Annotated in this window: 34 protein-coding genes and 1 tRNA gene; 28 read left to right on the top strand and 7 right to left on the bottom strand. The window is 71.9% G+C overall.

The annotated features are described in order from the left end of the window. Nucleotides 1-60 precede the first annotated feature (60 nt). Nucleotides 61-852, top strand: coding sequence for an SDR family oxidoreductase (locus tag GNT64_RS10285; RefSeq protein WP_156679449.1), 792 nt, complete (start codon nucleotides 61-63; stop codon nucleotides 850-852). 87 nt (nucleotides 853-939) lie between these two features. Here GNT64_RS10285 and GNT64_RS10280 read toward each other — a convergent pair whose 3' ends face one another. Next, nucleotides 940-2,448 carry a YifB family Mg chelatase-like AAA ATPase gene (locus GNT64_RS10280; protein WP_156681542.1) on the bottom strand — a complete coding sequence of 503 codons (1,509 nt, stop codon included), beginning with the start codon at nucleotides 2,446-2,448 and terminating at the stop codon, nucleotides 940-942. 92 nt (nucleotides 2,449-2,540) lie between these two features. Here GNT64_RS10280 and GNT64_RS10275 point away from each other — a divergent pair, with 92 nt between their 5' ends. The 8 genes from GNT64_RS10275 to dapE all read left to right on the top strand — a co-directional run bounded on the left by GNT64_RS10275 (nucleotide 2,541) and on the right by dapE (nucleotide 8,278). Next, on the top strand, nucleotides 2,541-2,849 hold the full coding sequence (locus tag GNT64_RS10275) for a hypothetical protein (protein ID WP_231639434.1): 309 nt from the start codon (nucleotides 2,541-2,543) through the stop codon (nucleotides 2,847-2,849). Nucleotides 2,850-2,937: 88 nt separating this feature from the next. Beyond that, entirely contained in the window at nucleotides 2,938-3,072 is a 135-nt protein-coding gene (rpmH, locus tag GNT64_RS10270) for a 50S ribosomal protein L34 (protein ID WP_156681539.1), read from the top strand. Nucleotides 3,073-3,143: 71 nt separating this feature from the next. After that, on the top strand, nucleotides 3,144-3,410 hold the full coding sequence (gene rnpA, locus GNT64_RS10265) for a ribonuclease P protein component (protein ID WP_231639433.1): 267 nt from the start codon (nucleotides 3,144-3,146) through the stop codon (nucleotides 3,408-3,410). Next, nucleotides 3,407-3,619 (top strand): membrane protein insertion efficiency factor YidD, encoded by a 213-nt coding sequence (gene yidD / locus GNT64_RS10260; RefSeq protein WP_156679448.1) that lies wholly within the window; start codon nucleotides 3,407-3,409, stop codon nucleotides 3,617-3,619. Before rnpA ends, yidD begins: the two co-directional genes overlap by 4 nt. A gap of 47 nt (nucleotides 3,620-3,666) precedes the next feature. Continuing rightward, nucleotides 3,667-5,382 carry a membrane protein insertase YidC gene (yidC, locus tag GNT64_RS10255; protein WP_156679447.1) on the top strand — a complete coding sequence of 572 codons (1,716 nt, stop codon included), beginning with the start codon at nucleotides 3,667-3,669 and terminating at the stop codon, nucleotides 5,380-5,382. Then, a complete protein-coding gene (gene yihA, locus GNT64_RS10250) occupies nucleotides 5,379-6,044 on the top strand; it encodes a ribosome biogenesis GTP-binding protein YihA/YsxC (RefSeq protein ID WP_156679446.1) in 666 nt (221 codons plus the stop codon). The genes yidC and yihA overlap by 4 nt, the downstream gene beginning before the upstream one ends. A gap of 447 nt (nucleotides 6,045-6,491) precedes the next feature. After that, nucleotides 6,492-7,157 carry a glutathione S-transferase family protein gene (locus tag GNT64_RS10245; RefSeq protein ID WP_156679445.1) on the top strand — a complete coding sequence of 222 codons (666 nt, stop codon included), beginning with the start codon at nucleotides 6,492-6,494 and terminating at the stop codon, nucleotides 7,155-7,157. Beyond that, entirely contained in the window at nucleotides 7,154-8,278 is a 1,125-nt protein-coding gene (dapE, locus tag GNT64_RS10240) for a succinyl-diaminopimelate desuccinylase (protein WP_156679444.1), read from the top strand. The genes GNT64_RS10245 and dapE overlap by 4 nt, the downstream gene beginning before the upstream one ends. 6 nt (nucleotides 8,279-8,284) lie before the next feature. Here dapE and GNT64_RS10235 read toward each other — a convergent pair whose 3' ends face one another. From GNT64_RS10235 to GNT64_RS10210, 6 genes are all read right to left on the bottom strand, one after another. Next, on the bottom strand, nucleotides 8,285-8,488 hold the full coding sequence (locus tag GNT64_RS10235; RefSeq protein ID WP_156679443.1) for a Trm112 family protein: 204 nt from the start codon (nucleotides 8,486-8,488) through the stop codon (nucleotides 8,285-8,287). Beyond that, complete coding sequence (locus GNT64_RS10230) at nucleotides 8,485-9,108, bottom strand: LON peptidase substrate-binding domain-containing protein (RefSeq protein ID WP_156679442.1); 624 nt, start codon at nucleotides 9,106-9,108, stop codon at nucleotides 8,485-8,487. The genes GNT64_RS10235 and GNT64_RS10230 overlap by 4 nt, the downstream gene beginning before the upstream one ends. Continuing rightward, complete coding sequence (locus GNT64_RS10225) at nucleotides 9,108-10,004, bottom strand: tetratricopeptide repeat protein (protein WP_156681538.1); 897 nt, start codon at nucleotides 10,002-10,004, stop codon at nucleotides 9,108-9,110. The genes GNT64_RS10230 and GNT64_RS10225 overlap by 1 nt, the downstream gene beginning before the upstream one ends. Nucleotides 10,005-10,155: 151 nt before the next feature. Further along, a tRNA-Val gene (locus tag GNT64_RS10220) sits at nucleotides 10,156-10,228 on the bottom strand. 70 nt (nucleotides 10,229-10,298) lie between these two features. Then, a complete protein-coding gene (locus GNT64_RS10215; RefSeq protein WP_156679441.1) occupies nucleotides 10,299-11,249 on the bottom strand; it encodes a helix-turn-helix domain-containing protein in 951 nt (316 codons plus the stop codon). Nucleotides 11,250-11,486: 237 nt separating this feature from the next. After that, nucleotides 11,487-12,065, bottom strand: a complete 579-nt coding sequence (locus GNT64_RS10210) for a helix-turn-helix domain-containing protein (RefSeq protein WP_156679440.1) — start codon at nucleotides 12,063-12,065, stop codon at nucleotides 11,487-11,489. A 333-nt stretch (nucleotides 12,066-12,398) separates the two neighbouring features. Here GNT64_RS10210 and GNT64_RS10205 point away from each other — a divergent pair, with 333 nt between their 5' ends. The 19 genes from GNT64_RS10205 to GNT64_RS10115 all read left to right on the top strand — a co-directional run bounded on the left by GNT64_RS10205 (nucleotide 12,399) and on the right by GNT64_RS10115 (nucleotide 24,809). Then, complete coding sequence (locus GNT64_RS10205) at nucleotides 12,399-12,836, top strand: DUF6456 domain-containing protein (RefSeq protein WP_156681537.1); 438 nt, start codon at nucleotides 12,399-12,401, stop codon at nucleotides 12,834-12,836. A gap of 123 nt (nucleotides 12,837-12,959) precedes the next feature. Beyond that, on the top strand, nucleotides 12,960-13,424 hold the full coding sequence (locus GNT64_RS10200; protein ID WP_156679439.1) for a hypothetical protein: 465 nt from the start codon (nucleotides 12,960-12,962) through the stop codon (nucleotides 13,422-13,424). Between the two features lie 77 nt (nucleotides 13,425-13,501). Next, the gene (locus GNT64_RS10195) at nucleotides 13,502-14,761 is read left to right on the top strand and encodes a DNA-packaging protein (protein WP_231639512.1); all 1,260 of its coding nucleotides are present in this window, start codon (nucleotides 13,502-13,504) and stop codon (nucleotides 14,759-14,761) included. 23 nt (nucleotides 14,762-14,784) lie between these two features. Then, on the top strand, nucleotides 14,785-15,048 hold the full coding sequence (locus GNT64_RS10190) for a hypothetical protein (protein WP_156679438.1): 264 nt from the start codon (nucleotides 14,785-14,787) through the stop codon (nucleotides 15,046-15,048). Nucleotides 15,049-15,151: 103 nt separating this feature from the next. Continuing rightward, complete coding sequence (locus GNT64_RS10185; RefSeq protein WP_156679437.1) at nucleotides 15,152-16,264, top strand: phage portal protein; 1,113 nt, start codon at nucleotides 15,152-15,154, stop codon at nucleotides 16,262-16,264. Beyond that, entirely contained in the window at nucleotides 16,261-16,587 is a 327-nt protein-coding gene (locus GNT64_RS10180; RefSeq protein WP_156679436.1) for a DUF6127 family protein, read from the top strand. Before GNT64_RS10185 ends, GNT64_RS10180 begins: the two co-directional genes overlap by 4 nt. Then, nucleotides 16,584-17,009 (top strand): HK97 family phage prohead protease, encoded by a 426-nt coding sequence (locus tag GNT64_RS10175; RefSeq protein ID WP_156679435.1) that lies wholly within the window; start codon nucleotides 16,584-16,586, stop codon nucleotides 17,007-17,009. Before GNT64_RS10180 ends, GNT64_RS10175 begins: the two co-directional genes overlap by 4 nt. A 188-nt stretch (nucleotides 17,010-17,197) precedes the next feature. Further along, nucleotides 17,198-18,334, top strand: a complete 1,137-nt coding sequence (locus GNT64_RS10170; protein WP_156679434.1) for a phage major capsid protein — start codon at nucleotides 17,198-17,200, stop codon at nucleotides 18,332-18,334. A 77-nt stretch (nucleotides 18,335-18,411) separates the two neighbouring features. After that, nucleotides 18,412-18,717, top strand: coding sequence for a phage fiber-tail adaptor protein (locus tag GNT64_RS10165; RefSeq protein ID WP_156679433.1), 306 nt, complete (start codon nucleotides 18,412-18,414; stop codon nucleotides 18,715-18,717). After that, complete coding sequence (locus tag GNT64_RS10160; protein ID WP_156679432.1) at nucleotides 18,714-19,229, top strand: head-tail connector protein; 516 nt, start codon at nucleotides 18,714-18,716, stop codon at nucleotides 19,227-19,229. Before GNT64_RS10165 ends, GNT64_RS10160 begins: the two co-directional genes overlap by 4 nt. After that, nucleotides 19,226-19,558 (top strand): head-tail adaptor protein, encoded by a 333-nt coding sequence (locus tag GNT64_RS10155; RefSeq protein WP_156679431.1) that lies wholly within the window; start codon nucleotides 19,226-19,228, stop codon nucleotides 19,556-19,558. The genes GNT64_RS10160 and GNT64_RS10155 overlap by 4 nt, the downstream gene beginning before the upstream one ends. Next, on the top strand, nucleotides 19,555-19,764 hold the full coding sequence (locus GNT64_RS10150) for a hypothetical protein (RefSeq protein ID WP_156679430.1): 210 nt from the start codon (nucleotides 19,555-19,557) through the stop codon (nucleotides 19,762-19,764). The genes GNT64_RS10155 and GNT64_RS10150 overlap by 4 nt, the downstream gene beginning before the upstream one ends. Beyond that, entirely contained in the window at nucleotides 19,761-20,156 is a 396-nt protein-coding gene (locus tag GNT64_RS10145; protein ID WP_156679429.1) for a DUF3168 domain-containing protein, read from the top strand. Before GNT64_RS10150 ends, GNT64_RS10145 begins: the two co-directional genes overlap by 4 nt. A 37-nt stretch (nucleotides 20,157-20,193) precedes the next feature. Then, nucleotides 20,194-20,601 carry a phage tail tube protein gene (locus tag GNT64_RS10140; RefSeq protein ID WP_156679428.1) on the top strand — a complete coding sequence of 136 codons (408 nt, stop codon included), beginning with the start codon at nucleotides 20,194-20,196 and terminating at the stop codon, nucleotides 20,599-20,601. A 35-nt stretch (nucleotides 20,602-20,636) separates the two neighbouring features. Next, complete coding sequence (locus tag GNT64_RS10135) at nucleotides 20,637-20,915, top strand: GTA-gp10 family protein (RefSeq protein WP_156681535.1); 279 nt, start codon at nucleotides 20,637-20,639, stop codon at nucleotides 20,913-20,915. Further along, nucleotides 20,912-21,112, top strand: a complete 201-nt coding sequence (locus GNT64_RS10130; RefSeq protein WP_156679427.1) for a phage tail assembly chaperone — start codon at nucleotides 20,912-20,914, stop codon at nucleotides 21,110-21,112. Before GNT64_RS10135 ends, GNT64_RS10130 begins: the two co-directional genes overlap by 4 nt. Further along, nucleotides 21,105-21,677 (top strand): tail tape measure protein, encoded by a 573-nt coding sequence (locus GNT64_RS10125; RefSeq protein ID WP_156679426.1) that lies wholly within the window; start codon nucleotides 21,105-21,107, stop codon nucleotides 21,675-21,677. The genes GNT64_RS10130 and GNT64_RS10125 overlap by 8 nt, the downstream gene beginning before the upstream one ends. A 1-nt stretch (nucleotide 21,678) precedes the next feature. Beyond that, the gene (locus GNT64_RS10120; RefSeq protein WP_156679425.1) at nucleotides 21,679-23,997 is read left to right on the top strand and encodes a DUF2460 domain-containing protein; all 2,319 of its coding nucleotides are present in this window, start codon (nucleotides 21,679-21,681) and stop codon (nucleotides 23,995-23,997) included. After that, nucleotides 23,994-24,809, top strand: a complete 816-nt coding sequence (locus GNT64_RS10115) for a DUF2163 domain-containing protein (protein WP_156679424.1) — start codon at nucleotides 23,994-23,996, stop codon at nucleotides 24,807-24,809. The genes GNT64_RS10120 and GNT64_RS10115 overlap by 4 nt, the downstream gene beginning before the upstream one ends.

Raw genomic sequence — 24,809 nt, 5'->3', positions numbered from 1 at the left:
CCGATCGATACCGATCCACATCGCAGCCATTCTCGTGCCGTGAGAAGGAGTGGGAGCCAGATGGAACGCCTGACCGGAAAGACCGCCATCGTGACCGGCGCCGCGCGTGGCATGGGCGCCGCCATCGCCCGCGCCTTCATCGCCGAGGGCGCGAGGGTGTGGCTGACCGACATCGTCGATGCGGCAGGGATGGCGCGGGATCTGGGGCCGGACGCCCGCTTCCTGCGGCTCGACGTGCGCGAGGAGGCGGAGTGGGACGCGGCGATCGCGGCGGTGCAGGCGCGCGACGGGCGGTTGGACATAATGGTCAACAATGCCGGGATCACCGGCTTCGAAGGCGGCGCCGTGCCGCACGACCCCGAGCATGCCGCGCTGGCCGACTGGCGGGCGGTGCACGCGACGAACCTGGACGGCGTGTTCCTGGGCTGCCGCGCCGCCATCCGCGCGATGCGGCCGGCGGGCAGGGGCGCGATCGTCAACATCTCCTCGCGCTCCGGCCTCGTCGGCATAGCGGGTGCGGCGGCCTATGCCTCGTCCAAGGCGGCGGTGCGCAACCACAGCAAGAGCGTGGCATTGTGGTGCGCGCAGGAGGGGCTGGCGATCCGCTGCAACTCGATCCACCCGGCCGCGATCCTGACGCCGATCTGGGAGCCGATGCTGGGCGACGGCGCCGACCGCGCGAGCCGCATGGACGCCCTGGTCGCCGACACGCCGCTGAAGCGGTTCGGCACGCCGGAGGAGGTGGCGGCGATGACGGTGTACCTCGCCTCGGACGAGGCCGGCTACGTGACGGGCGCGGAGTTCACCATCGACGGCGGACTGCTCGCCGGCAGCGCCGCCTCGCCGGGCTGAGGCGGGTTCGGGACGCCGGCGCGCGCGACAGGTGGCCGGGCGCACTCAGGTGATGGGCCACGATGGTGATCGAGCATCGGTAGCCGCTCAGCTCACCGGCGGGCGGCGGCGATAGCTGAGGGCCTCGGCCACGTGCGTTCGGCCGATCGCGTCGGTTCCGGCCAGATCGGCGATGGTGCGGGCGACGCGGAGGACGCGGTGGTAGCCGCGAGCCGTCAGCCGCATCGCCTCGGCCGCCTGGGCCAGCAGCGCGCGGCCGGCCTCGTCCGGCGTAGCGACGGCGTCGAGCAGCGGCCCGTCTGCCTCGGCGTTGGTCCGCGCCGGCTCGTTGGCGTAGCGCGCCGTCTGGATCGCGCGCGCCGCCGCCACCCGCGCCGCCACCTCGCGCGAGCCTTCCGCCGGCTGCGGCAGGATCAGGTCGGCGGCGGAGACGGCCTGCACCTCGACATGCAGGTCGATCCGGTCGAGCAGCGGGCCGGAGACCTTGGCCTGATAGTCGGCCGCGCATTTCGGCGCACGGGCGCAGGCCAGCGCCGGATCGCCGAGATGGCCGCAGCGGCACGGGTTCATCGCCGCCACCAGCTGCACCCGCGCCGGATAGGTGACGTGCGCCGACGCCCGCGCCACCGACACCGTGCCCACCTCCAGCGGCTGCCGCAGCGAATCGAGCACGGTGCGCTGGAACTCCGGCAACTCGTCCAGGAACAGCACGCCGAGATGGGCGAGGCTCACCTCGCCGGGCCGCGCCTTGTTGCCGCCGCCGACCAGCGCCGCCATCGAGGCGCTGTGGTGCGGGCTGCGATAGGGCCGCTGCCGCACCAGCCGGCCCGCGCGCAGCTCACCGGCGACGGACGCCACCATCGAGACCTCCAGCGCCTCCGCCGCCGTGAGATCGGGCAGGATGCCGGGCAGGCAGGCGGCCATCAGCGACTTGCCGGCGCCGGGCGGGCCGACCATCACCAGATTGTGCCCGCCGGCCGCCGCGATCTCCAGCGCGCGGCGGGCGGTCTCTTGACCCTTCACCTGCCGGAGATCGGGGCCGGCGGCGCGCAGGTCCGCCTCGCCGGGCTCGGGCGGGGCGATCTGGCCGCGCCCTTTCAGATGCTCCAGCAGGGTCAGCAGATCCGGCGCCGCGATCACCTCGATCGTGCCGGCCCAGGCCGCCTCCGGCCCCTGCGCCGCCGGGCAGATGAGGCCGAGGTCGCGCTCCGCCGCGTGCAGCGCCGCCAGCAGCACGCCGGGCGCCGCGCCGATCCGCCCGTCCAGGCTGAGCTCGCCCAGCACCACATAGGCGGCGAGCGTCTCGGCATCGATCACGTCCATCGCGCCCAGCAGGCCGAGCGCGATCGGCAGGTCGTAGTGCGATCCCTCCTTCGGCAGATCCGCCGGCGAGAGGTTGACGGTGATCCGCTTGGGCGGCAGCGCCAGGCCGATCGCGGAGAGGGCGGCCCGTACCCGCTCCCGGCTTTCCGAGACGGCCTTGTCGCCGAGGCCGACGACGGCGAAGGCCGGCACCCCCGGCGCCACATGCACCTGCACCTCCACGGGCCGCGCCTCCAGGCCCAGAAACGCTACCGTCGAGACGTGCGCGACCATCGATCCCCCTGCCTTCGTGGCGGTGGCATGAAGGGGATCGTCGCGCGGCGCAAGGTTGCGCGAGGCCCGCCGGATCGCCATCTCGACCGGCGATGACAGCCGCTGCCCTGCCACCGCCGACGCGCGCCAAGCCGGTGATGCGGCGCGTGTGGTTCTGCCTCGGCTGCCTCCTCGTCATCGTCACGCCGCCGGTGGCGCTGCTGCCGGGGCCGGGCGGCACGATGACGTTCGCGCTGGGATTCGGCCTGATGCTGAAGAATTCGCGCTGGGCCAAGCGCCGCTACGTGCTGTTCAAGCGCCGCTGGCCGGGCACCGGCGCGTGGGTGGACTGGGGCCTGCGCCGGGCCAGCGCGCGGCGGCGGGTAGCGCGCGACAGGCTGGCCGGCGCAGCTTGCGATTGACTCCGCCGCCCGCCTTGCCTATCCGCACCGCACATGACGGCTGCCTCTTTGGCGGCCCATTTCTGTTTGCAGTATTCGGGGATGAGCGATGAAGCGGACCTTTCAGCCCAGCAATCTCGTGCGCAAGCGCCGCCACGGCTTCCGCTCGCGCTCGGCGACGGTGGGTGGCCGCAAGGTGCTGGCGGCGCGCCGGGCACGCGGCCGGAACAAGCTCTCCGCCTGATCCCTTCGGCGCCTGAGACGATCAGGCGGCGCGCGGATTTCCTCGCCGCCAATACGGGCCGGCGGGCGGCGATGCCGGGCTTCGTGCTGCTCGTGCGCGAGCGGGGCGACGGTTCGGCGGCGATGCGGGTGGGCTTCACCGTCACCAAGAAGATCGGCAACGCCGTCGTCCGCAACCGCATGAAGCGGCGGCTGCGGGCATTGGCGCGGGAGCTGCTGCCGCAGGGCGGCGTCGCCGGCGCCGATCACATCCTGATCGGCCGCAACGGCGGCATCGAACGCGACTATGACGCGCTGCGGCGGGAGCTTGCCAAGGCGCTGCGGAAGGCGGCCGCATGATCGCGCGCCTGCTGATCCTGCTGGCCCGCGGCTGGCAGCTCGGCCCGTCGGCGCTGCTGCCGCCCACGTGCCGCTTCATTCCTTCCTGTTCGGCCTATGCGATAACCGCCCTCAGGCGCTATGGCGCGCTGCGGGGCGGCTGGCTGGCGACGCGGCGGATCTGCCGCTGCCATCCGTTCGGCGGGCACGGCTACGATCCGGTCCCGTGAGCGGGCCATATCTGATTTCGGCACTGCCATGATGCGGAGAGTTTCTCGTGGATAACATGCGCAACATGGTGCTGTTCGCCATCCTGGTGGTGGCGGTGCTGTTCGGCTGGCCGCTGCTGTCCGGCCACTTCTTCCCGACGGCCAATCCGCCGGCGACGCGGATCGTGGACGGCAAGTCGGTAGCGGTGCCCAACCCCGCGGCCGATCCGGCGGCGGACACGCCCGCCGCCGTGCGCGACCGCGCGATCGTGCTGGCCGAGAGCCCGCGCGTGCTGATCGAGACGCCGCGCCTGCGCGGATCGATCAACCTGAAAGGCGCGCGGATCGACGATCTCGTCCTCTCCACCTACAAGGAGACGATCGCCAAGGACTCGCCGCCGATCCGCCTGCTGTCTCCGGCCGGTTCGGCCGACGCCTATTTCGCGGGCTTCGGCTGGTCCGGCGACGGCGTGGCGGTGCCCGGCCCGGCGACGGTGTGGCAGGCCAGCGGCACCCGCCTCTCGCCCGGCAGCCCGGTGACGCTCGGCTGGACGAACCCGGCCGGCCAGCGCTTCGCCATCCGCCTGTCGGTGGACGCCAACTACATGTTCACCGTGGCGCAGAGCGTGACCAACGGTGGCACCGGCGCCGTGCCCGTGCGCCCCTACTCGCTCGTCTCGCGCGTCGGCCATTCCAAGGATGCGTCGACCATGACCAACCATGTCGGGCCGATGGGCGTGTTCGACGGGAAAGCCAATTACGGGCCGGACTATAAGCATCTGGACAAGGATCCGGCCGGCGAACGCTTCACCGGCAAGGGCGGCTGGGCCGGCTTCACCGAGAAATACTGGCTGACCGCGATCATCCCCGATCAGGCGGCGCAGATCGACGCGGGCTTCCGCGCGGCGCCGGGCGGCGCCTATCAGGCCGACTTCACCGTCGCGCCCGCCATCGTCGCGCCGGGCGCGACGGTGACGTCCGTCTCGCGCCTGTTCGCCGGCGCCAAGGAGGTGGACCTGCTCGACGGCTACGAGGCCAAGCTCGGCATCTCCCGCTTCGAGCTGGCGATCGACTGGGGCTGGTTCCGCATCGTGGAGAAGCCGATCTTCGACGTGCTGCACTGGCTGTTCCGCGTCACCGGCAATTTCGGCGTCGCCATCATCCTGCTCACCTGCCTGGTGCGCGGCCTGATGTTCCCCATCGCGCAGAAGCAGTTCAAGTCGATGGCGGCGATGCGCGTGCTGCAGCCCAAGATGAAGGCGTTGCAGGAGAAGTATAAGGACGACAAGCCGAAGCTCCAGCAGGAGATGATGGCGATGTACCAGAAGGAAAAGGTCAATCCGGTCGCCGGCTGCCTGCCGCTGCTGCTGCAGATCCCGATCTTCTACGCGCTCTACAAGGTGCTGATCCTGACGATCGAGATGCGTCACCAGCCGTTCGCGCTGTGGATCAAGGATCTGTCGGCGCCCGATCCGATGACGCCGGTGAACCTGTTCGGCCTGCTGCCGTTCACGCCGCCGCACATGATCGCCATCGGCGTGCTGCCGATCCTGCTCGGCATCACCATGTACCTCCAGTTCAAGCTCAATCCGCAGCCGATGGACGACGTGCAGAAGCAGGTGTTCTCGATCATGCCGTGGATCTTCATGTTCATCATGGCGCCTTTCGCCGCCGGCCTGCAGCTCTACTGGACGGTATCGAACCTGCTGACGATCGCGCAGCAGAAGTTCCTCTACAGCCGCTATCCCGGCATGCCCGAAGCGACGGCGGCGGCCGCCAAGTGAGCGACGACGCCCCGCCGGAGGACGAGGACGCCGCCCGCGCCGAGCGGATCGAGGCGGCGCGGCGGCTGTTCGCCGGGCCGGTTGCCTTCCTCAAGTCCGCCCCGTCGCTGAACTTCCTGCCGGACGCGGCGGCGAGCGAGGTGGCGTTCGCCGGCCGATCGAACGTGGGCAAATCCTCGCTGCTGAACGCGCTCACCGGCCGCAATGCCCTCGCCCGCACGTCGAACACGCCGGGCCGCACGCAGGAGCTGAACTTCTTCGATGTCGGCGAGCCTCCCGCCTTCCGCCTCGTCGACATGCCCGGTTACGGCTTCGCCAAGGCGCCCAAGGATGTGGTGCGCAAGTGGAAGTTCCTGGTGAACGACTATCTGCGCGGCCGCCCCGTGCTGAAGCGCGCGCTGGTGCTGGTGGACAGCCGCCACGGCCTGAAGGACGTCGACCGCGAGCTGATGGACATGCTGGACAAGGCGGCCGTCTCCTACCGTCTGGTCCTCACCAAGGCGGACAAGGTGAAGGCGAGCGACCTCGCCGCCGTGACGGAGGCGACGGCGGCTGAGGCGCGCAGGCATGTGGCGGCGCACCCGGAGATACTGGTCACGTCTAGCGAGACGGGTCTGGGCATCGCGGAACTGCGGGCGGCGGTGGTCGAGGCGATCGGCTGAGCGTCCGCAAGTGGTGGAAAGCGGATCTAAGGCTGCTCCGCTATAAGGCCCTGCTCCGTCTCTCCGCATATCTGATCGGCCGACGCGGAGAGGCCAGCTTGAGACTGTTCTCGCCTCCAGATGTTTCGTCGGTCAGCGCCATTTCCAATTTCTAGCGCGACGATTTGAACTCCACCGTTCATAGAAGCGATATAGCTCCGCGCCGGTATGACATCGCTGACACGCTGCCCGTTATCTAAAACCGCTGTCACTTTGAGAGGCTTAACGGCGCAGTTCCAGATACGCTGGCTTATTTGGTCGCAAGCAGTCAGGTTTAGCAGCGCAACTATTAGGACGATCCGCATGGTAGCCAGTGTTACACGGCGTCCGAATGTCCGCAAGTGGGCGTAAGCCGCCACCGCCCCTCCCCGCTTGAGCCAGCCGCCCCTCCCCTCTATCACCGCCGCCATGCTCAAGCTCTTCATCGGCAACAAGGCCTATTCCTCCTGGTCGATGCGCGGCTGGCTCGCCGTCCGGCAGTCCGGCCTCGCACATGAGGAGATCGTCGTCCCGCTCTATGACGAGGATTGGGACAGGCGGCGCGAGGGCGCGGAGTTCGCGCCCTCCTCCGGCAAGGTGCCGATCCTGTGGGATGGCGACGTCGTGGTGTGGGACAGCCTCGCCATCGTCGAATATCTCGCCGAGAAGGTGGGCGCGGAGCGTTTCTGGCCGGCCGACGACGCCGCCCGCGCGATGGCGCGTTCGATGGCGGCCGAGATGCATTCCGGCTTCCAGAACCTGCGGCGCGAGCATTCGATGAACGTGCGCCGGGTGTTCGAGACTCCCGATCTCTCGCCCGGCGTGCAGCAGGACGTGCTGCGCATCGTCTCGCTATGGGCGGAGGCGCGGGCGCGCTTCGCCGGAGACGGCAAGTTCCTGTTTGGCGACTATGGCGCGGCGGACCTTATGTTCGCGCCCGTGGTCACCCGCTTCGTCACCTACGGCATCCCGGTGCCGCGCTTCGCTCTCGCCTATATGCAGGCGGTGCTGAAGCATTCCGACGTGCAGGCCTGGATCGCCGCCGCGCAGGACGAGCCGTGGGTGATCGAGAAGTTCGAAACGCCGCTCGCGTGATCGATCCGGTCGATCTCGCCAGCCGCCTGATCGCCTGCCCAAGCGTCACCCCGGCCGATGCCGGCGCGCTGGGCGTGATCGCGGACGCGCTGGGCGTGCTGGGCTTCACCGTCCATCGCTTCGCGGCGGGCGGGCCGCCGGACGGGCCGGTGGAGAACCTGTTCGCCTGGCGCGGCGCCGGCGGGCCGCACTTCGCCTTCGCGGGCCACAGCGACGTGGTGCCGGCCGGGGAGGGCTGGGCGACCGATCCGTTCGCCCCCGTGATCCACGGCGACATCCTGCACGGGCGCGGCGCCGTGGACATGAAGGGCGCCGTCGCCGCCTTCGTCGCGGCGGCGGCGCGCGTGCCCGATCATGCCGGCACCCTCAGCCTGATCGTCACCGGCGACGAGGAAGGCCCCGCCACCCACGGCACGCTGGCGCTGATGGCGTGGATGGCGGCGAACGGCCACCGGCCGGACATGATCCTCGTCGGCGAGCCCACCTCCGCCGCGCGGATGGGGGACACGATCAAGATCGGCCGGCGCGGATCGGTGAACATGTGGATCGAGGTGCCGGGCACGCAGGGCCACGTCGCCTATCCCCACCTCGCCGACAATCCCGCCACCCGCCTGCTGCGCATCCTCGACACGCTGACGCGCTGGCGGCTGGACGAGGGCAATGCGTGGTTCCAGCCCTCCAACCTGGAAGTCACCGACATCGCGATCGGCAACCCGGCGACCAATGTGATCCCGGCCGCCGCCCGCGCCCGCCTGAACATCCGCTTCAACGACGAGCAGCGCGGCGCCGACCTGGTGGAGCGCGTGCGCGCCGTGGTGGCGGAGCATGCCCCGCGCGCCACGGTGGACGCGAAGATCTCGGGCGAGGCGTTCCTCACCCGGCCCGGTCCGCTATCGGAGCTGGTCTCCGCCGCGATCCGGCGCGCGACCGGCCTCACGCCCGAACTCTCGACGAGCGGCGGCACCTCCGACGCCCGCTTCCTCTCGCGCCTTTGCCCGGTGGTGGAGTTCGGCCTGATCAACGCGACGATGCACAAGCTGGACGAGGCGGTCGCGATACCGGACCTGCATCTGCTGACGACGATCTACGAGGATGTGATCCGCTCCGCACTCGGATCGTAGACGATTTCAGGCGGTGTAGCGCGCTTCCTCGATCACCAGCACGGGCACGCCCGCGCGCACCGGATAGGCGAGCTGGGCGGCGTCGGAGATCAGCTCCTCGGCGACGGGATCGTAGCGCAGCGGCGCGCGGGTGAGCGGGCAGACGAGGATCGCCAGCAAAGCGGGATCAAGGCTGCCGGACGGCACGTCGGCCGGGCCGTCCACGCTCATTGCAGGGTCGGCCCGTCGTCGTCGCCGCTGCTGAAGAAAGTGAGGAACTGAACGAGCAGATCGGCGCGATCGGCGATCGTCGCGGCCTCCAGCAGCGCCTGCTTGGCGGCGACATCGAACGGCGCGATTTGGGCGATGCCGTTGACGAGGCTCTCGTCGTCCAGCCGGTTCACCGCATCCCAATCCACCGAATAGCCGCGCGCATCGGCGAAGCGGCGGGATTCCCGCTCGAGCTCGGCCCGGACGATCAGCGACAGGGGCTCGGCGGGCTGGTCGTCGCCGAAGCCGACGAAGCTCGCCTCGACCTGGCGGAACGGCGTCGCGGCGTCGATCTCGGCTATCAGGCGGAAGCGGGTGAGGCCTTCGAGCACGATGTTGAAGCGCCCGTCGTCCAGCGCGTCCACCTGCGCGATGCGGCCGACGCAGCCGATATCGAACAAAGCGGGCCGATCGCCAGGCCCGCGCGGCTGGATCATCGCGATGCGCCGATCGCGAGCCAGCGCATCGGCGACGAGGGCGCGGTAGCGCGGCTCGAAGATGTGCAGCGGCAGGTGCATGCGCGGGAACAGCAGAGCGCCGGCCAGCGGGAAGATGGACAGGCGCGATCCGGCCGCGGCCATCAGGTGAACAGAACGGCGGAGAGGCGGCGGCGCTGGGCGCTGACCCAGGGATCGGCGATGCCGACCGCCTCGAACAGCTTGAGCAGCTGCGCGCGGGCAGCGCCCTCGTTCCACCCGCGATCGCGGCGGATAAGTTCCAGCAGCTGATCGGCGGCGGCATCGCGGTCGCCCGCCGCCATGAGGCCGCCGGCGAGATCGAAGCGGGCGGCATGATCGTCCGGATCGCTCTCCACCCGGGCGCGGAGCGGGCCGAGATCGTCGACCGGGCGGGCATCGCGGGCGAGCGAGATCGCGGCCTGCGCGCGGACGACGGCGGCATCCTTCGCCTGATCGGCGGGCAGGCCGGCGAGCACGGCCTCGGCATCGTCCACCTGGCCGGAGAGCAGCAGCGCGCGGGCGAGGCCGGCGACCGCGACGGGATCCTCCGGCGCCATATCGACGATCTGCGAGAAGATGGAGACGGCGCGCTCCGCGTCGCCGGCTTCGAGCACCTCCTCGCCCATCGCGATCAGCGGGGCGATATCCTGCGCGAGGGCGGTCGCCTCGCTCTCGATCGGCAGCTGCTTGAGGATCTGATCGAGCGTGGCCTTGAGCTGGCTCTCGGTGCGGGCGCTGGTGAGATCGGCGACCAGCTGGCCCTGGAACAGCGCGTAGACGGTGGGGATCGACTGGACGCGGAACTGGGCCGCGATCAGCTTGTCCTTATCCACATCGATCTTGACGAGCTTCACGCCGCGGGCGGCATAATCGGCGGCGATCTTCTCCAGCACCGGGCCGAGCTGCTTGCAGGGGCCGCACCACTCGGCCCAGAAATCGAGGATGACGAGCGCGGTCATCGAAGGCTCGACGACATCGCGGCGGAACGCCTCGATCGCCTCCCGCTCGGCCGTGCTCATTCCCATCGTCGCCACGCAGATTCTCCCGTCGATCGCCTGCGCCTTATGTGGGCCGAAACGGCGTGGTGCCAACCCCCTCTCGCCTGAGTGGGCGAGAGGATGCACGCGACGGGCGGGGTGTGGCGCCAGTGGGGCGCGATGCGGCGGGCGGTAGTGGCTGACGGGCTCGAACCGCCGACCCTCTCGGTGTAAACGAGATGCTCTACCAGCTGAGCTAAGCCACCATGGCGCCGCCCGACCGAAGCGTGGCCCCTAGCAGCCCTGATGGCCGGCGATCAACCGCGGAGCGAAGGATCAGGGTGCGATCGTGGCGAGGCGCTGGGCGGCGGCGAGATAGTTCATCATGCCTTCCGCCGCCGCCTCGGCGAGTTCGATGAAGACGCGCCGGCCGTCTGTGGGATCGGCGATGCGGATCAGGATGCCCTGATCGGTGAGCAGCTTGATCCAGCGCAGCGCCGTGGTGGGTGGCACGGCGGCGGCGATGCAGAGGCTGGAGACCGCCACCTGCCGCCGTTCCAGCCGGGCCGCCATAAGATCGAGCAGCATGTCCCACGCGGGATCGGCGAACAGATCGGCGGGGAAGTAAAGCTCGCGCAGACGCCGGGCGCGGATCATCGCGCGCACCTGCATGGCATCGATGATCGCATCGCTGCCGCGCCGCGCGGGAACGGGCACGTCCGGCCGGGGCGCGGTGAGGACGCCAAGCTGCTCGTCGCCGCTCATGGTGGCGAGGACGCGGGCGATGCGGCTGACCTCCTCGCTCAGCTGGCGCAGGCGCGGCGGGTTGCCACCATCGGCGCTGATGTCGTTCAGCACCATCTCGCGCTCGGCAAGCGCGGTGCCGATCGCGGCCGCCTGCTCGAACGGATCCGGATCGCACAGCAGGGCGATGTCGGCGTGCCAGCCCTCCTTGGCGGCGACGTCGATCAGGGCCGGCGGCAGAATGATGACGCTGGGGTAGTCGCCCGCCTGCGCCGCCCGGTTGAGCCGGGCGACGAGCGCGTCGAAGCCGGGCGCATCGCCATCGCCATCGCCATCGCCGGCATCGACGACGACGGCGTCGATCGCGATCTGCGCATCCAGCCGCTCGACCGCATCGGTGAAGCCGTTCGCCTCGATCACGCGACCGCCGAGCTCCTGAACGATCTGGCGGAGGGCAACGCTACGCGCGTTCCGCGCGCCGAAGAGCAGGACGCTGCGCGCATCGTCGTAAAGGATCGGGCCTTGCTGGACGGACGACTGCACCGACTTCTCCCACTCGCCAAAACGGACCTAGTCGACCATCGCAGGCGAACCACGCCCGGTCAGCATCACTTTGGTCCGTTTCGGTTGGAAGACTGTTTTCCGCCGCCGGCCGGGAGCTACCGGATGGCGCAATCTGGTGCGAACGGCGCCGTGCCGGTCACTGCGCAATCCCGGCTTGGTGCAACCCGGCGCATGTTGCGTCGCTGCGCTGCGGGGCAGCATCCGTATCGGACATAGTCACATCGGCGGTGGCGCGAGTGAGCGCACCAGGCGGGCGGCGACGGCGAGCCATGGCGGGTCGGCGACAACGAGCGGGCGCGCGCCGAGGGCGGGCGGCAGGACGTGCAGGTGCCCGCCCTCACGACCGAGCAGGCGGCCGAACAGGAGGCGCCCGGCAAAGCGGGGCAGGACGACGTCGCGGGCGAGCGCGGTGCCATAGTCGGGCGGCGCCAGCCTGTCGCACCAGATCTCGTCGCCGGCGCGATACTCGCCAACCGACGCCGAGACGAGGATCGCGACCTGGCCGGGTGCCGGGCTGGGCGCGTGGACGGCGGCCGGGCGGCGTGGCGCGGCGAGACCCTGAGGCGCGATGATCGCGATCACCGGAAGGTCGATCCGTTCCGGCAGGCGGACGAGATCGGCGGCGGCGACGCCGAGTGCCGCCGCGATGCGGTTGAGCCACGCGACGGAGACCGTGCGCGTGCCGGTTTCCAGCCGGCCGATCGTCTGCGCCGTGGTCGGCGGATCGCAGCGATCGGCCACGTCCTGCAGCGTCAGGCCGCGGGCGAGGCGCACCTCGCGAAGACAGGTGATCATTGAGGCTCCTAACCGGATGGGTTCGCTGCTTTCCTACCTCTGCCCGGCTTTGGCAAGAGGCGTCGGAGGGTCGAGGAGACGGTGATGGCGAAGATCAGCGCGCAGGCGCGAACGGTGATGACGGCGATCGAGGCGGGCCGCGTGCTGCGGCGGATGGGGGAGGACTGGCGCGCGGGCACGCTGGTCGCGACGCGCGCGGTGGTGGCCGAACTGGTGCGGCACGATCTGGTGCGGGCAGACGGGGACGTGCTCTCACCCAGCCGCGCGGGCCATGGCTTCGGCGCGCGGAGCGAGGGGGCGGACGGTGGCAACCGGCTGCTGGTGCAGCGCCCGCTGATCGCCGACGAGGGCGGGCGCGTGCGCGGGCGGCGTGTGACGGCGAATGCCGCCGAGTCGCCGCTCGGCTGGCTGAGGGCGCGCGGGCTGGTGAGCGCGCGGCAGTTCGACGCGGGCGAGCGGCTGCGGGCGGAGTGGACCGCCGCCAACCTGGCCCCGAGCGTGACGATGCGCTGGGATGCGAGCCCCACGGCACGCGGTGCGCGCGGGCCGGGCGGCGCGATCGACCCGACCCTGGCGCAGATCGCGGCGAAGCGGCGCTTCGAGGCGGCGGTGGCGGCCGTGGGCGGTGGCCTTGGCGACATATTGTGGCGGACGGTGTGCGCCGGGGAGGGACTGGAAGCGGCCGAGAAGGCGCTCGGCTGGCCGAAGCGGGCGGGCAAGCTGGTGCTGCTGCTGGCGCTCGACAGGCTGGCAGATCACTACTCCATTTAACCGGATAGGTACAAATCTGTTGACAGCGTCGCGCTGTTCGGGCATACAGAGGGAACGCTGGATAAATGCGTCGGGGCCGGGCGAGCAATCGCCGCGGCCCTTCTTGTTAGCGCGGGGGCGTGGATGGCGGAGCAGGAGATGGCGCCGGTCGCGCCGCGCAAAAGCGAGCGCGATCGGGACTGGACGGAGCGCAGGCAGAAGGCGTTCCTCGATCACCTCGCCTGCAGCGTGAACGTGCGCGCATCGGCGCGGGCGGTGCGGATGAGCGAGCCGAGCGTCTACCGACTGCGGGCGCGATCGCCGGAGTTCCGCGCCGGCTGGGACGTGGCGCTGCGCGAGGGCTATGCCCGGCTGGAGGTGGTGATGCTGGAGCGGGCGATCAGCGGCACGGTGAAGCCGATCCTGAGCGCCGGCAAGGTGGCGGGCGAGATGACCGAATATTCCGACCGGCTGGGCCTGACCCTGCTGGCGGCGCACCGGGCGGCGGTGCACGGCGATGAAGCGGTGGCGGCCGACCCGGCATCGGCGCGCGAGCGGATCGCGCGCAAGCTGGCCGAAATGAACCGCCGGCTGGGAGGCGAGGGGTGAGCGCGGCGCTGCTGCCGCCGGGCGCTTCCTTCTGCGAGCAGTGGGCGGCGCTGCCGGCCGCCGAGCGGCTGGCGCGCATCGGCAACCTCTCCGACGCGGACGTCGCCGGGCTGGAGTGGCACTGGCCGATCTGGGCGCGGGCGGCGCAGCTGCCGCCGGACCGGCCGTGGCGGATCTGGCTGATCCTGGCCGGTCGCGGCTTCGGCAAGACGCGCGCCGGCGCCGAGTGGGTGCGGGCGCGGGCGGAGGCGGACGGGCGGCTGCGCATCGCGCTGGTGGGCGCGACGATGGCGGAGGCGCGCGCGGTGATGATCGAGGGCGAGAGCGGGCTGCTGGCGATCGCGCCGCCCTGGCTGAGGCCGACATGGGAGCCCTCGCTGCGGCGGCTGCGCTGGCCGGGGGGCGCGCAGGCGTTCCTCTATTCGGCGGCCGAGCCGGAGAGCCTGCGCGGGCCGCAGCATCACATCGCCTGGGCGGACGAGATCGCGAAGTGGCAGGCGGGCCAGGAGGCGTGGGACAATCTGATGCTGGGGATGCGGCTGGGCGACGACCCCCGCACCGTCGCCACGACCACGCCGAAGCCGGTGCCGCTGGTGCGGCATCTGCTGGGGCTGGACGGCAAGGCGGCGCGCGGCGTGGCGATCACGCGCGGGCGCACCGGCGACAACAACGCCCATCTGCCGCCCAGCTTCGTGGCGGCGATGGAGGAGAGCTATGGCGGCACGCGGCTGGGCCGGCAGGAGCTGGACGGCGAGCTGATCGAGGATGTGGCGGGCGCCCTGTGGACCCGCGCGCTGATCGCGCGATGCCGGGTGGCTGCGGCGCCGGCGCTGCGTCGCGTGGTGGTGGCGGTCGACCCGCCGGCAAGCGTGGACGGCGACGCGTGCGGCATCGTGGTGGCGGCGATCGGCGAGGACGGGCACGGCTATGTGATCGCCGACGCCAGCGTGGCGGGCCTGGCGCCGGAGGGCTGGGCGCGGGCGGTGGCGGAGGCGGCGGCGCGGCACGGCGCGGACCGGGTGGTGGCCGAGGCGAACAATGGCGGCGAGATGGTGGGAAGCGTGCTGCGCGCCGCCGACGCCGGGCTGCCAGTGAAGCTGGTCCACGCCTCGCGCGGCAAGTCCGCGCGGGCCGAGCCGGTGTCGGCCTTGTACGAGGCGGGGCGGGTGTTCCATGTCGGCGCGCTGCCGATGCTGGAGGACGAGCTGGCCGGCTTGCAGGCGGGCGGCGGCTATGCCGGGCCGACGCGCAGCCCGGACCGGGCGGATGCTCTGGTATGGGCGCTGACCGAGCTGATGCTGGGGAAGGCGGGGCGGCCGGGATTGCGGACGTTGTAGAGGCGGCTTAGAGACAATCGCCGATGACCAAGTTGCGCATCTGGGCCGACTTCAATTCTGGCGGATGCAACGACGACGCATGCTGGTGCTTGGCATATGGCCCCGAGCTCACCAGCCTCGACGACTTGGCCCTGTCGCTGAGACTCGAGCAGGGTCAGGAGGTGACGCTCTACTACAACGATCCGGGCGACGAGTTCGAGGTTGAAGGCCGATTGGAGCGCCACGCTTCCACACCGTCATGGCACGCACGTCCGGACTGGTCGACGTTTCGTTTGATCCGTGACTGAATAGACGACACCGGGCCGGCGGCTTCTTGCCGCCCTGTCCCTCCACCATCCTGCGGATGGTCCCCCCTCCCCGTGCCGGGGAGGATCTAGTCAGGAGAAACACATGAAATGGTTCGGCTGGAAGGCCGCGCAGCCGCTCGCGCGGCCGGCGCTGGTGCGATCGGGCATCGGTGTGCCGCTGGGCGAGTGGCCGCGATCCTATGAGGCGCAGGTGCGGGACGCCTATGTCGCCAATCCCGTCGCCCAGCGGGCGGTGCGGCTGGTGGCGGAGGGCGTGGCGGGGGTGCCCGTCTATGCCGCGCCCGGGCAGGCGCCGGCGGCGGCGCTGGTGCCGCCGGTCATCGAGGCGATCGCCGCGCAGATGCTGCTGCACGGCAACGCCTATGTGCAGGTCATCGCCGACGCGGGCGACATGCCGGTCGAGCTGCTGCCGTTGCGCCCCGAGCGGGTGACGGTGGAGCAGGACGCGCGCGGCTGGCCGGCGGGCTATCTCTACCGGGCGGGCGAGGCGGTGACGCGCTATCCGGCGGCGGACGCGCTGGGGCGGGCGACCATCGTCCACCTGAAGGCGCTGCATCCGCTGGACGATCATTATGGCCTCGGCTGCCTGGGTGCCGCCGCCGGCGCGGTGGCGATCCACAATGCGGCGACGCGGTGGAACAAGGCCTTGCTCGACAATGCGGCGCGGCCCTCCGGCGCGCTCGTCTACGATGCGGGCGAGGGGGCGGTGCTCTCGCCCGACCAGTATGAGCGGCTGAAGGCGGAGATGGAGGCGGGCTTCGCCGGCGCCGCCAATGCCGGGCGGCCGATGCTGCTGGAGGGCGGCCTGAAGTGGCAGGCGATGAGCCTGACGCCGGCCGACATGGACTTCGTCGCCCTGAAGGCGGCGGCGGCGCGGGAGATCGCGCTGGCCTTCGGCGTGCCGCCGATGCTGCTGGGGCTGCCCGGCGACGTGAGCTACGCCAATTATTCGGAGGCGAACCGCGCGCTGTGGCGGCTCGCGATCGTGCCGCTGGCGGGGAAGATCGTGGCGGGACTGGGCGCGGCGCTCGCGGCGTGGTGGCCGGGGCTGGCGCTGCAGCTGGACCTCGACGCGATCCCGGCTTTGTCGGCGGATCGCGAGCGGCTGTGGGGCCAGGTGGCGGCCGCCGACTTCCTGAGCGTGGACGAGAAGCGCGAGATGCTGGGCTTCGGCCCGGCGGGAGGCATCGCATGAGCGTGGACATGCTGGCCCGGCTGGTGAGCCAGGCCGAGGCGAAGGGCGCCGACCTGGTGACGCTGCGCGCGATCATCGAGGAGGCGAGCAGCGCCGGCGCCACCGCCGCGCTGGAGCGGATGGGGCTGGGCGATGCGCGGGCGCACGCCGACCTGGGCGAGCTGCGCGAACTGCTGGGCGCCTGGCGCGACGCCAAACGCAGCGCGCGCAACGCGGCGGTGACGTGGTTCGTGCGGATCATGCTGGCGATGCTGCTGCTGGGCATGGCGATGAAGCTGGGGCTGATGGCGAAGATTAGCCTGTTCGGGATCGTGCGGGCATGAGCGGGGCGGACGACGCGGCCACCCGCTTCGCAGGCTATGCCGCGATCTTCGACCGGGTGGATCGCGGCGGCGACGTGGTGCGGCCCGGCGCCTTCGCCCGCGCGGTGCAGGCGGGGCCGGGGGCGGTGCCGCTGCTGTGGCAGCATGAGGCGGGCAAGCCGATCGGCCGGATCGAGAGTATGGCCGAGGACGGGCGCGGGCTGCGCGTGATCGGCCGGCTCTCCGCGACATCGGGCGCCGGCCGCGAGGCGGCGGCGCTGCTGCGCGACGGCGCGGTGCGGGGCTTGAGCTTCGGCTACCGGGTGCGCGACGCGAAGCCGGGGCTGGTGCGCGAGCTGCGCGATCTCGACCTGGTCGAGGTCTCGCTGGTGACGTTTCCGATGCAGCCCAGGGCGACCGTGCTGGCGGTGGCGGAGGACTGACCCGCCCGCTGTGATTTTCGCGCGGAGACGCGGAGACGCCGGGATGGCGCGGAAGCGGCGAAGCCGCACCCGGCTTCGGCCCGACACTATGAAGTGCCTGCGGCGCGAGAGCTTCCTCTCTGCGTCTCCGCGTCTCCGCGCGCATCCGCTTTTCGAAATCTTCCGAAGACTCACGACAGGAGATGTGCATGTACGAAGTGAAAGCCGATCCGCTGGAGGCCAGCTTCGCCGAGGCGGCGCGGGTGGACGAGGTGGCGGAGCTGCGCGCCGAGCTGGCGACGATGCGCGGGCGGATGGATGCGCAGGCAGTGGCCGCCGCCCGGCCCGCGCTGGCGGGTGCCGGTGGCGCCATCTCGGCCGAGCGCAAGGCGTTCGTCGAGGCGTATCTGCGCAAGGGGGTGGAGACCGGCGTCGAGCTGAAGAGCCTGGCCGCCGTGACCGGCGACGCCGGTGGCTATGCCGTGCCGCGCGAGATCGACGCGATGATCGACCGGACGCTGAAGGCGATCTCGCCGATCCGGGCGATCGCGAATGTGGTGACGGTCGGCACGTCGGGCTATCGCAAGCTGGTGACGACGGGCGGCGTCGCATCCGGCTGGGTGGCCGAGAACGGGGCGCGGCCCGTGACCGACACGCCCACCTTCGCCGAGGTGGCGCCGCCGATGGGCGAGCTCTACGCCAACCCGGCCGCCACGCAGGCGATGCTGGACGACGCCGCCTTCGACGTGGAGCAGTGGCTGGCGAACGAGGTGGCGACCGAGTTCGCGCGGGCCGAGGGCGCGGCCTTCGTGAACGGCAACGGCACGAACAAGCCCCGCGGTTTCCTGGCCGGACCGATCACGGCCGAGACGGACGGGGTGCGCGCGTTCGGCACGATCCAGTATCTGGCGAGCGGTGCCGCCGGCGGCTTCCCGGCGACCAGCCCGCAGGACCGGCTGATCGACCTCATCCAATCCCTGCGGTCGCCGTACCGGCAGGGCGCCGCGTTCGTGATGAACTCGGCGACGTTGACCGCGATCCGCAAGTTCAAGACGGCGGACGGCGCCTTCCTGTGGCAGCCGGGGCTGATCGAGGGGCGGCCGGACACGCTGCTGGGCTATCCGATCGTGGAGGCCGAGGACATGCCGGACATCGCGGCGAACAGCTACTCGATCGCCTTCGGCAACTTCCGCGCCGGCTACCTGATCGCCGAGCGGAGCGAGACGCAGATCCTGCGCGATCCCTTCACGAACAAGCCGTTCGTGCAGTTCTACGCGGTGAAGCGGATCGGCGGCGCGGTGAGCAATTCCGAGGCGATCAAGCTGATGAAGTTCTCGGCCAGCTGAGGCGCGCCGGGCCTGCGTGGACGCGGACATCCCCTTTTCCGCGTCCACGCCCTTTTTCACCCGCGGCGGAGACGGCGATGAGCATCTATCCCAAGCACCCGCAGACCGCGGTCGACTATCTGATCGACTGGGGCGGCGGCATGAGCGGCCGCGCCATCGCGGCGAGCGACTGGAGCGTCCACCCGGCCGAGGCCGGCGGCATCGGCATCACGACCGACCTGATCGGCCCGACCGCGACGCGCGTGCGGCTGACCGGCGGGGTGGCCGGGCACGACTATCGGATCAGCGGCCGCGCGACCTTTGCCGACGGCGGCGTGGCGACGCGCGGGCTGGCGCTGCGCGTGGCGGCGGAACGCGCGCGGCCGATGGCGGAGGCGCGATGATGGCGGTCTCGGTCGAGGACGCCAAGGCCTATCTGCGGATCGAGGGCGGCGACGAGGATGCGCTGATCGGCCGGCTGATCGCGGCGGCGGGCGGCTATTGCGAGCAGTTCATCGGCCAGGTGGCGGTGGCGCGCGACCTGACCGAGACGGTGGCCGCGACCGGCGACTGGCGGCGGCTGAAGGCGGCGCCGGTGCGGGCGATCACGGCCGTGCAGGGGCTGCCGCCGGCCGGCATGCCCTTCGCCCTGCCGGTGGCGAGCTATGCGATCGACATCGATCCTGCCGGCGACGGCTGGGTGCGGATCGATCGCGCGGCCGGCGTGTCGCGCGCGATCGTGAGCGTGCAGGCGGGCATCGCCGCCGACGCCGCCGGCCTGCCCGAGCCGTTGGCGCAGGGGATGCTGCGGCTGGTCGCCCACCTCTACGCGCATCGCGACGCGGCGGACGGGGAGGGGCCGCCGGCGGCCGTCGCGGCGCTGTGGCGGCCGTGGCGCCGGATGCGGCTACGATGAGCGGGGCGCGGGAGCTGGCCGGGCGCTTGCGCGAGCGGGTGACGATCGCCCACGCCCCGGACGAGCGCGACCCTCTGGGCGCGGCCGAGACGGGGTGGACGATCACGGCGACGCGCTGGGCGGCGATCGACGCGGACGGCGGCGGCGACGCGGTGGTGGCCGAGGCGGCCGACGCGCCCGCGCGGTTCCGCGTGACGATGCGGCCCGGCATCGCGGTGGCACCGGGCGATCGCATCGGCTGGGCGGGCCGCACCTTGCGGGTGCGCGCGCTGAGCGAGGATCCGGCGCTGCCGGACAGGATCGTGCTGCGGGTGGAGGAGATCCGATGATGGAGGGATTGGAGGCGCGCGGCCTGCGCGCCGGCCGGGCGCGGGCCGAGGCCGCGCTGGCGGCGATCGCGAGCGCCGACCTGCCGCCCGGCGTGACGGCGGAGCGGGACGCCGACGGCGTGATCTTCAGCGGGCCGCGGCTGCTGCGGCGGCGGGCGTTCGACGCGCGCTTCGCCGCGCCCGGCCTGCCCGCGAGGGACGCGTGAGCGGTGCGGCGGCGGCGGTGCAGGCCGCCCTCGTGGCGGCGCTGCGCGGGCATGTGGCGCTGATGGCGGATGTAAGCGGTGTATTCCTCGGTCCGCCGGCGCGGGCGGTCTACCCCTATGTGGCGATCGGCGGGGCGGTGAGCGCCGACTGGAGCCACAAGACCGGCAGCGGGCGCGAGCACCGGCTGGCGGTATCGCTGTGGGACGTCGATCCGGGCCGGGCGATCGTGCTGGCCGGCGCCGTGGAGAGCGCGATCGAGGGCATGGCGCGCGTGCTGGACGGGCATCGCATCGTCAGCCTGGTGCTGATGCGATCGCGGATGCTGCGCGAGAGCCGGGACGGGCCGTGGGCGAGCATCGCCGACTATCGGGTGCGGACGCTGGCCGAGTGACGATCGGCCTTGGCGGCAATCAATCAGGGAGACGAAGATGGCGGCGGAAAAGGGCAGCGCGTTCCTGCTGAAGGTGGGGAACGGCGCGACGCCGGTGGTCTACGCGACCGTGGCGGGGATGCGGACGACGCAGGCGCAGATCAACGGCGAGGCCGTGGTGGTGACGAGCAAGGATTCCGGCGGGTGGCGCGAGCTGCTCTCCGGCGCGGGCGTCCGCTCCGTCTCCGTCTCGGCGGCCGGCGTGTTCACCGGATCGGCGGCGGAGGTGCGGGTGAAGGCGAGTGCGCTCTCCGGCATCCTCGACGATTACGAGCTGAGCTTCGAGAGCGGCGAACGGCTGCGCGGCCGCTTCCTGGTGACGCGGCTGGACTATGCCGGCGACTTCAACGGCGAACGCACCTACACGCTGGCGCTGGAAAGCTCCGGCGCGGTGGTGTCGGCGTGAGCGCGGCGGGCGCGAACCCGGCGCGCGGCGAGGCGATGCTGCGGGTGGCGGGCGAGGCGATCGCGCTGCGGCCGAGCTTCGGCGCGCTGGTGGCGGCCGAGCAGGAGCTGGGGCCGCTGTTCGCGCTGGTGGAGCGGGCCGCCGGCGGCGGGCTGACGCTGGCCGAACTGGTGGGCCTGTTCTGGCACTGCCGCCACGAAGCGCCGGCGGCGCTGACCCGCGAGCGGCTGGGTGAGGCGGTGGCGGAGGCCGGATTGGTTGCCGCGACGCCGGCGCTGCGGGTGCTGATCGGCCAGATCCTGCAGGGGCGGTGATGCGCTTCGCTGAAGGCGCCGCGCGGCTGGCTGGGATCGCCGGCGCGCTGATCGGCTGGCGGCCGGACGAGTTCTGGCGGGCGACGCCGGCGGAGCTGGCGGCCGTGCTGCGCGCCTTCTTCGGCGAGGACGGGATGAGCGTGCCGGCCGGATCGGACGATCTGGCGCGGCTGAAGGAGATGTTCCCCGATGGATGAGGAAATCGACCGGCTGGTGGTGCGCGTGCGCGCCGACACCGCCGGCTTCGCCCGCGACGTGGCGGCCATGCGCGGGCAGCTTGACGGACCGCTGGAGCGGGGGGCGGAGCGGGCCGGGCGGGCGATCGAGACCGCGCTGGTCCGCGCGACGCGCACCGGCAAGTTCGGCTTCGACGACCTGCGCCGGGTGGCGCTGGCGACGCTGAGCGAGATCGCCGCGGCGGCGGTACGCAGCGGCATCGGCGCGATCACCGGAAGCGGCGGCAGCAGCGGTGGCCTGCTGGGCGCGGGAACGCAGCTGCTGGGTTCGCTGCTGGGCGTGCCGGGACGGGCCACCGGCGGGGCGGTGGCGCCGGGACGCGGCTATATGGTGGGCGAGCGCGGGCCGGAGCTGTTCGTGCCGACGACCAGCGGGCGGATCGAGACGGCCATGGGAGGGAGCCGCGACGTGCGCGTGGCGATCACCGTGAACGCAAGCGACGGCGGCGAGCCGCGCGCGCTCGCCCAATCGAGCCGGCAGGTGGCGCGGGCGGTGCGCGCCGCCATCGAAGCGGCGGACCGCTGAGATGGGCTGGCGACTGGCGGCGGCCGACGACGCGCTGGAGACCGCCTTCATCAAGCGGTTCGACGCGCGCTTCTGGACGGTGAACTTTCCCCGGCCGATGATGGCGGCGGTGACGACCACGGCGCCCGATGCGCTGCGCGTCGACGCCGCCTTCTATCGCCGCGACGATCTGGCCGGGCTGATCTGGGCGGCGCAGGACCGCCACGACCACCCGCTGCTGGCCTATGAGACGAACCGCGACTTCCGCGCCTGCACGCTGCGCTTCCGCTGGCGATCGGCGGGCGTGCGGGCGCTGGACGCGCTGCACGGCCCGACGCTGACGATCGAGGGACGCGACGCCGGCGGCGTGGCGCGCGCCTGGTACGTGCGGTTGTGGAACTATGCCACCGGCACGCGTACCGACGCGACCGTGGCGCTGGACTTCGCCGACCTGGATGGCGGCTTCCTGCTGCCCGGCGAGGCGGACCCGGTGTGGGCGGGCGACGTGGACCGCATGTTCATCTCGCTGGTGGCGCCCGGCTACGATGCCGGCGCCGCCCTGCTGCCGACGCCGGTCGAGGGGTGGGCGGAGATGAGCGGCATCGTCTGCGACGGGCCGGGATCGGTGCTGGCGATCGGCGACGGGCAGGTGCCGGCGCACGGACTGCGCATCGCGACAGGCTATGACGACCTGTACGATATGACCCCGGCGCGGATGCTGCGTAACGCGATGCACCTCGGCTATCGCGGGATCATCAACCACTATGTCGGCATGAGCCACTATTTTCGGCTCGACGGCGATCCGCTGACGGTGACGCTGGCGGGCGGCGCGCTGAACGCCGCCTGCCGCGCCTGGCATCGCGACTTGGCCGCGCAGGCGCGGGCGCTGGGATACGAGCTGATCCTCTCGCTGTCGTACGAACTGTTCGATGCCCATGCGCCGGCGGCGTGGAAGCAGCGGGCGGAGAATGGCGACCCGGCGCTGACCGGGTGGGTGCCGCCCTCGACCCTGCTGTCCCCGGCGCATGACGATGCGATGGCCTATCTTCAGGCGGTGGCGCGCGCCTTCGTGGCGATCGCGGACGAGGCCGGGCTGGCGGTGCGCTTCCAGATCGGCGAGCCGTGGTGGTGGACGATGCCGGCCGACGGGCGGCCGTGCCTGTACGACGCGGCGGCGCGCGCGGCGTTCGGCGGATCGCCGGCGTCCATCCCGACGATCCGGTCGACCGCGCTGTCGCCCGCGCAGAAGACGCTGCTGGATGCGGCCGGCGCGCTGCTGGCGGCCTCCACCCTGGCGCTGCGCGACGCGGTGCGCGACGAGGCGCCGGGCGCGCAGGTGCTGCTGCTCGTCTATCTGCCCACCGTGCTGGATGCCGCCGCGCCCGAGGCCAAGCGGGCGAACGTGCCGGTGGGCTGGGCGCACCCGGCCTTCGACGTGCTGCAGCTGGAGGATTATGACTGGGTGACAGCCGGCGATCGCGGATCGACCGCGCGCGGCATCGCCGCGGCGACGGCGCGGCTGGGCTACCCGATCGGCGAGCAGCATTATTTCGCCGGCTTCGTGCTGCGGCCGGAGGATGCGGGGCTATGGGCCGACATCGACGCGGCGGCCGAGGCGGCGCGGGCGCGCGGCGGCGCGGAAACCTTCGTCTGGGCGCTGCCGCAGGTGCTGCGCGACGGCTTCGTCCATTTCGACATCGGTGAGGAGAGCGCGGTGCAGGCTTTCGACGACGTGCCGTTCCCGATCGCGATCGGCCGTGAGGCGAGCGTGGAGCCCGGCTTCTCGACCGCGATCGTGACAACGGGATCGGGCCACGAGCAGCGCAACAGCGACTGGGCGGATGCGCGCCTGCGGTTCGACGCCGGGCCGGGCGTGCGATCGGAGGCGGACGTGCAGGCGCTGATCGCCTTCTTTCGCGCGCGGCGGGGCGCGGCGCGCGGCTTCCGCTTCCGCGATCCGTTCGATCATGGCTCGGCCGGCGGCACACCCGGCTTCGCCGACCAGGCGATCGGGCGGGGCGACGGGACGACGACGCGCTTCCCGCTGGTGAAGCTGTACGGCGGCGAGGACCCGCAGCGCCGCCGCATCACGCGGCCGGTTGCCGGCAGCGTGCGCGTGGCCGTGAACGGCGTGGAGCGGATCACCGGCTGGACGCTGGAACCCGGCGGCATCGTGGCGTTCGACAGCGCGCCCGCGACCGGCGCGGGGGTGACGGCAGGCTTCCTGTTCGACGTACCGGTGCGCTTCGCCACCGATCGGCTGGAGGTGAGCCGCGCGACATTCGGCGCGGGGGCGGCGCCGAGCGTGCCGCTGATCGAACTGCGCGAGGCGACGGCGTGACGCCGTTCCTCTCGCCCGAGCTGACCACGATCGCCTTGTGCTGGCGGCTGGACCGGCGCGACGGCGTGTCGCTGGGCTTCACCGGCCATGACCGCGACATCATCATCGCCGGCCTGCCGTATCGCGCGGCGCCGGGTATGCTGCCGTCCGCGATCAGCCTGTCGGACGGGTTCGACGTCGACACGCTCGACATATCCGGCGCGCTTTCGGCCGACGCGATCAGCGCCGACGATCTCGCGGCCGGGCGCTGGGACGGCGCGCGGGTGCGGCTGTTCGCGATCGACTGGACGGACGCGGACGGCGCCGTGCTGCCGCTGGCGCGCGGCGAGCTGGGCGACGTGGGGTTACGCGACGGCGGCTTCACCGCCGAGCTGCGCGGGCCGACCGCGCTGCTGGAGCGGCCGGTGGTGGAGCAGACATCGCCGGAATGCCGCGCCGAGCTGGGCGACCGGCGCTGCCGGGTGGACATGGCCGGGCGCCGCACCGTGGCGCGGATCGTCGCGGCGGGCGGCGCATCGCTGACCCTGGACCGGGCCGAGAACGCGCCCGGCAGCTACGCCTATGGCCGGCTGCGCTGGATCGACGGCGCGAACAGCGGCATCGCCACCGCGATCCTTGCGTCCAGTGGGACGACGCTGACGCTGCGCGATCCTCCTTCAACGGCGGCTGCCATCGGCGACCATGTCGAGCTCATCGAGGGGTGCGACAAGGCGTTCGCGACGTGCCGGGCGCGCTTCGCCAACATGGCCAATTTCCGCGGCGAGCCGCATCTGGCCGGCAACGATCTGCTGACCCGCTATCCGGGCGCCTGA

This window comes from Sphingomonas profundi (assembly GCF_009739515.1).
Lineage (GTDB): Bacteria > Pseudomonadota > Alphaproteobacteria > Sphingomonadales > Sphingomonadaceae > Alterirhizorhabdus > Alterirhizorhabdus profundi.
This window is presented reverse-complemented; position numbering and strand designations above follow the sequence as displayed.

Coding starts and splice junctions, on each gene's coding strand:
- GNT64_RS10285 (WP_156679449.1), top strand. CDS start 61: ATGGAACGCCTGACCGGAAAGACCGCCATCGTGACCGGCGCCGCGCGT.
- GNT64_RS10120 (WP_156679425.1), top strand. CDS start 21,679: ATGGGCTGGCGACTGGCGGCGGCCGACGACGCGCTGGAGACCGCCTTC.
- GNT64_RS10170 (WP_156679434.1), top strand. CDS start 17,198: ATGTACGAAGTGAAAGCCGATCCGCTGGAGGCCAGCTTCGCCGAGGCG.
- GNT64_RS10185 (WP_156679437.1), top strand. CDS start 15,152: ATGAAATGGTTCGGCTGGAAGGCCGCGCAGCCGCTCGCGCGGCCGGCG.
- GNT64_RS10155 (WP_156679431.1), top strand. CDS start 19,226: ATGAGCGGGGCGCGGGAGCTGGCCGGGCGCTTGCGCGAGCGGGTGACG.
- GNT64_RS10135 (WP_156681535.1), top strand. CDS start 20,637: ATGCTGCGGGTGGCGGGCGAGGCGATCGCGCTGCGGCCGAGCTTCGGC.
- GNT64_RS10165 (WP_156679433.1), top strand. CDS start 18,412: ATGAGCATCTATCCCAAGCACCCGCAGACCGCGGTCGACTATCTGATC.
- GNT64_RS10235 (WP_156679443.1), bottom strand. CDS start 8,488: ATGAGCGTGGACGGCCCGGCCGACGTGCCGTCCGGCAGCCTTGATCCC.
- GNT64_RS10160 (WP_156679432.1), top strand. CDS start 18,714: ATGATGGCGGTCTCGGTCGAGGACGCCAAGGCCTATCTGCGGATCGAG.
- GNT64_RS10200 (WP_156679439.1), top strand. CDS start 12,960: ATGGCGGAGCAGGAGATGGCGCCGGTCGCGCCGCGCAAAAGCGAGCGC.
- GNT64_RS10210 (WP_156679440.1), bottom strand. CDS start 12,065: ATGATCACCTGTCTTCGCGAGGTGCGCCTCGCCCGCGGCCTGACGCTG.
- yidD (WP_156679448.1), top strand. CDS start 3,407: ATGATCGCGCGCCTGCTGATCCTGCTGGCCCGCGGCTGGCAGCTCGGC.
- GNT64_RS10150 (WP_156679430.1), top strand. CDS start 19,555: ATGATGGAGGGATTGGAGGCGCGCGGCCTGCGCGCCGGCCGGGCGCGG.
- GNT64_RS10190 (WP_156679438.1), top strand. CDS start 14,785: ATGACCAAGTTGCGCATCTGGGCCGACTTCAATTCTGGCGGATGCAAC.
- GNT64_RS10230 (WP_156679442.1), bottom strand. CDS start 9,108: ATGGCCGCGGCCGGATCGCGCCTGTCCATCTTCCCGCTGGCCGGCGCT.
- GNT64_RS10140 (WP_156679428.1), top strand. CDS start 20,194: ATGGCGGCGGAAAAGGGCAGCGCGTTCCTGCTGAAGGTGGGGAACGGC.
- GNT64_RS10225 (WP_156681538.1), bottom strand. CDS start 10,004: ATGAGCACGGCCGAGCGGGAGGCGATCGAGGCGTTCCGCCGCGATGTC.
- rnpA (WP_231639433.1), top strand. CDS start 3,144: ATGCCGGGCTTCGTGCTGCTCGTGCGCGAGCGGGGCGACGGTTCGGCG.
- GNT64_RS10245 (WP_156679445.1), top strand. CDS start 6,492: ATGCTCAAGCTCTTCATCGGCAACAAGGCCTATTCCTCCTGGTCGATG.
- GNT64_RS10275 (WP_231639434.1), top strand. CDS start 2,541: ATGACAGCCGCTGCCCTGCCACCGCCGACGCGCGCCAAGCCGGTGATG.
- GNT64_RS10125 (WP_156679426.1), top strand. CDS start 21,105: ATGGATGAGGAAATCGACCGGCTGGTGGTGCGCGTGCGCGCCGACACC.
- GNT64_RS10175 (WP_156679435.1), top strand. CDS start 16,584: ATGAGCGGGGCGGACGACGCGGCCACCCGCTTCGCAGGCTATGCCGCG.
- GNT64_RS10180 (WP_156679436.1), top strand. CDS start 16,261: ATGAGCGTGGACATGCTGGCCCGGCTGGTGAGCCAGGCCGAGGCGAAG.
- GNT64_RS10280 (WP_156681542.1), bottom strand. CDS start 2,448: ATGGTCGCGCACGTCTCGACGGTAGCGTTTCTGGGCCTGGAGGCGCGG.
- rpmH (WP_156681539.1), top strand. CDS start 2,938: ATGAAGCGGACCTTTCAGCCCAGCAATCTCGTGCGCAAGCGCCGCCAC.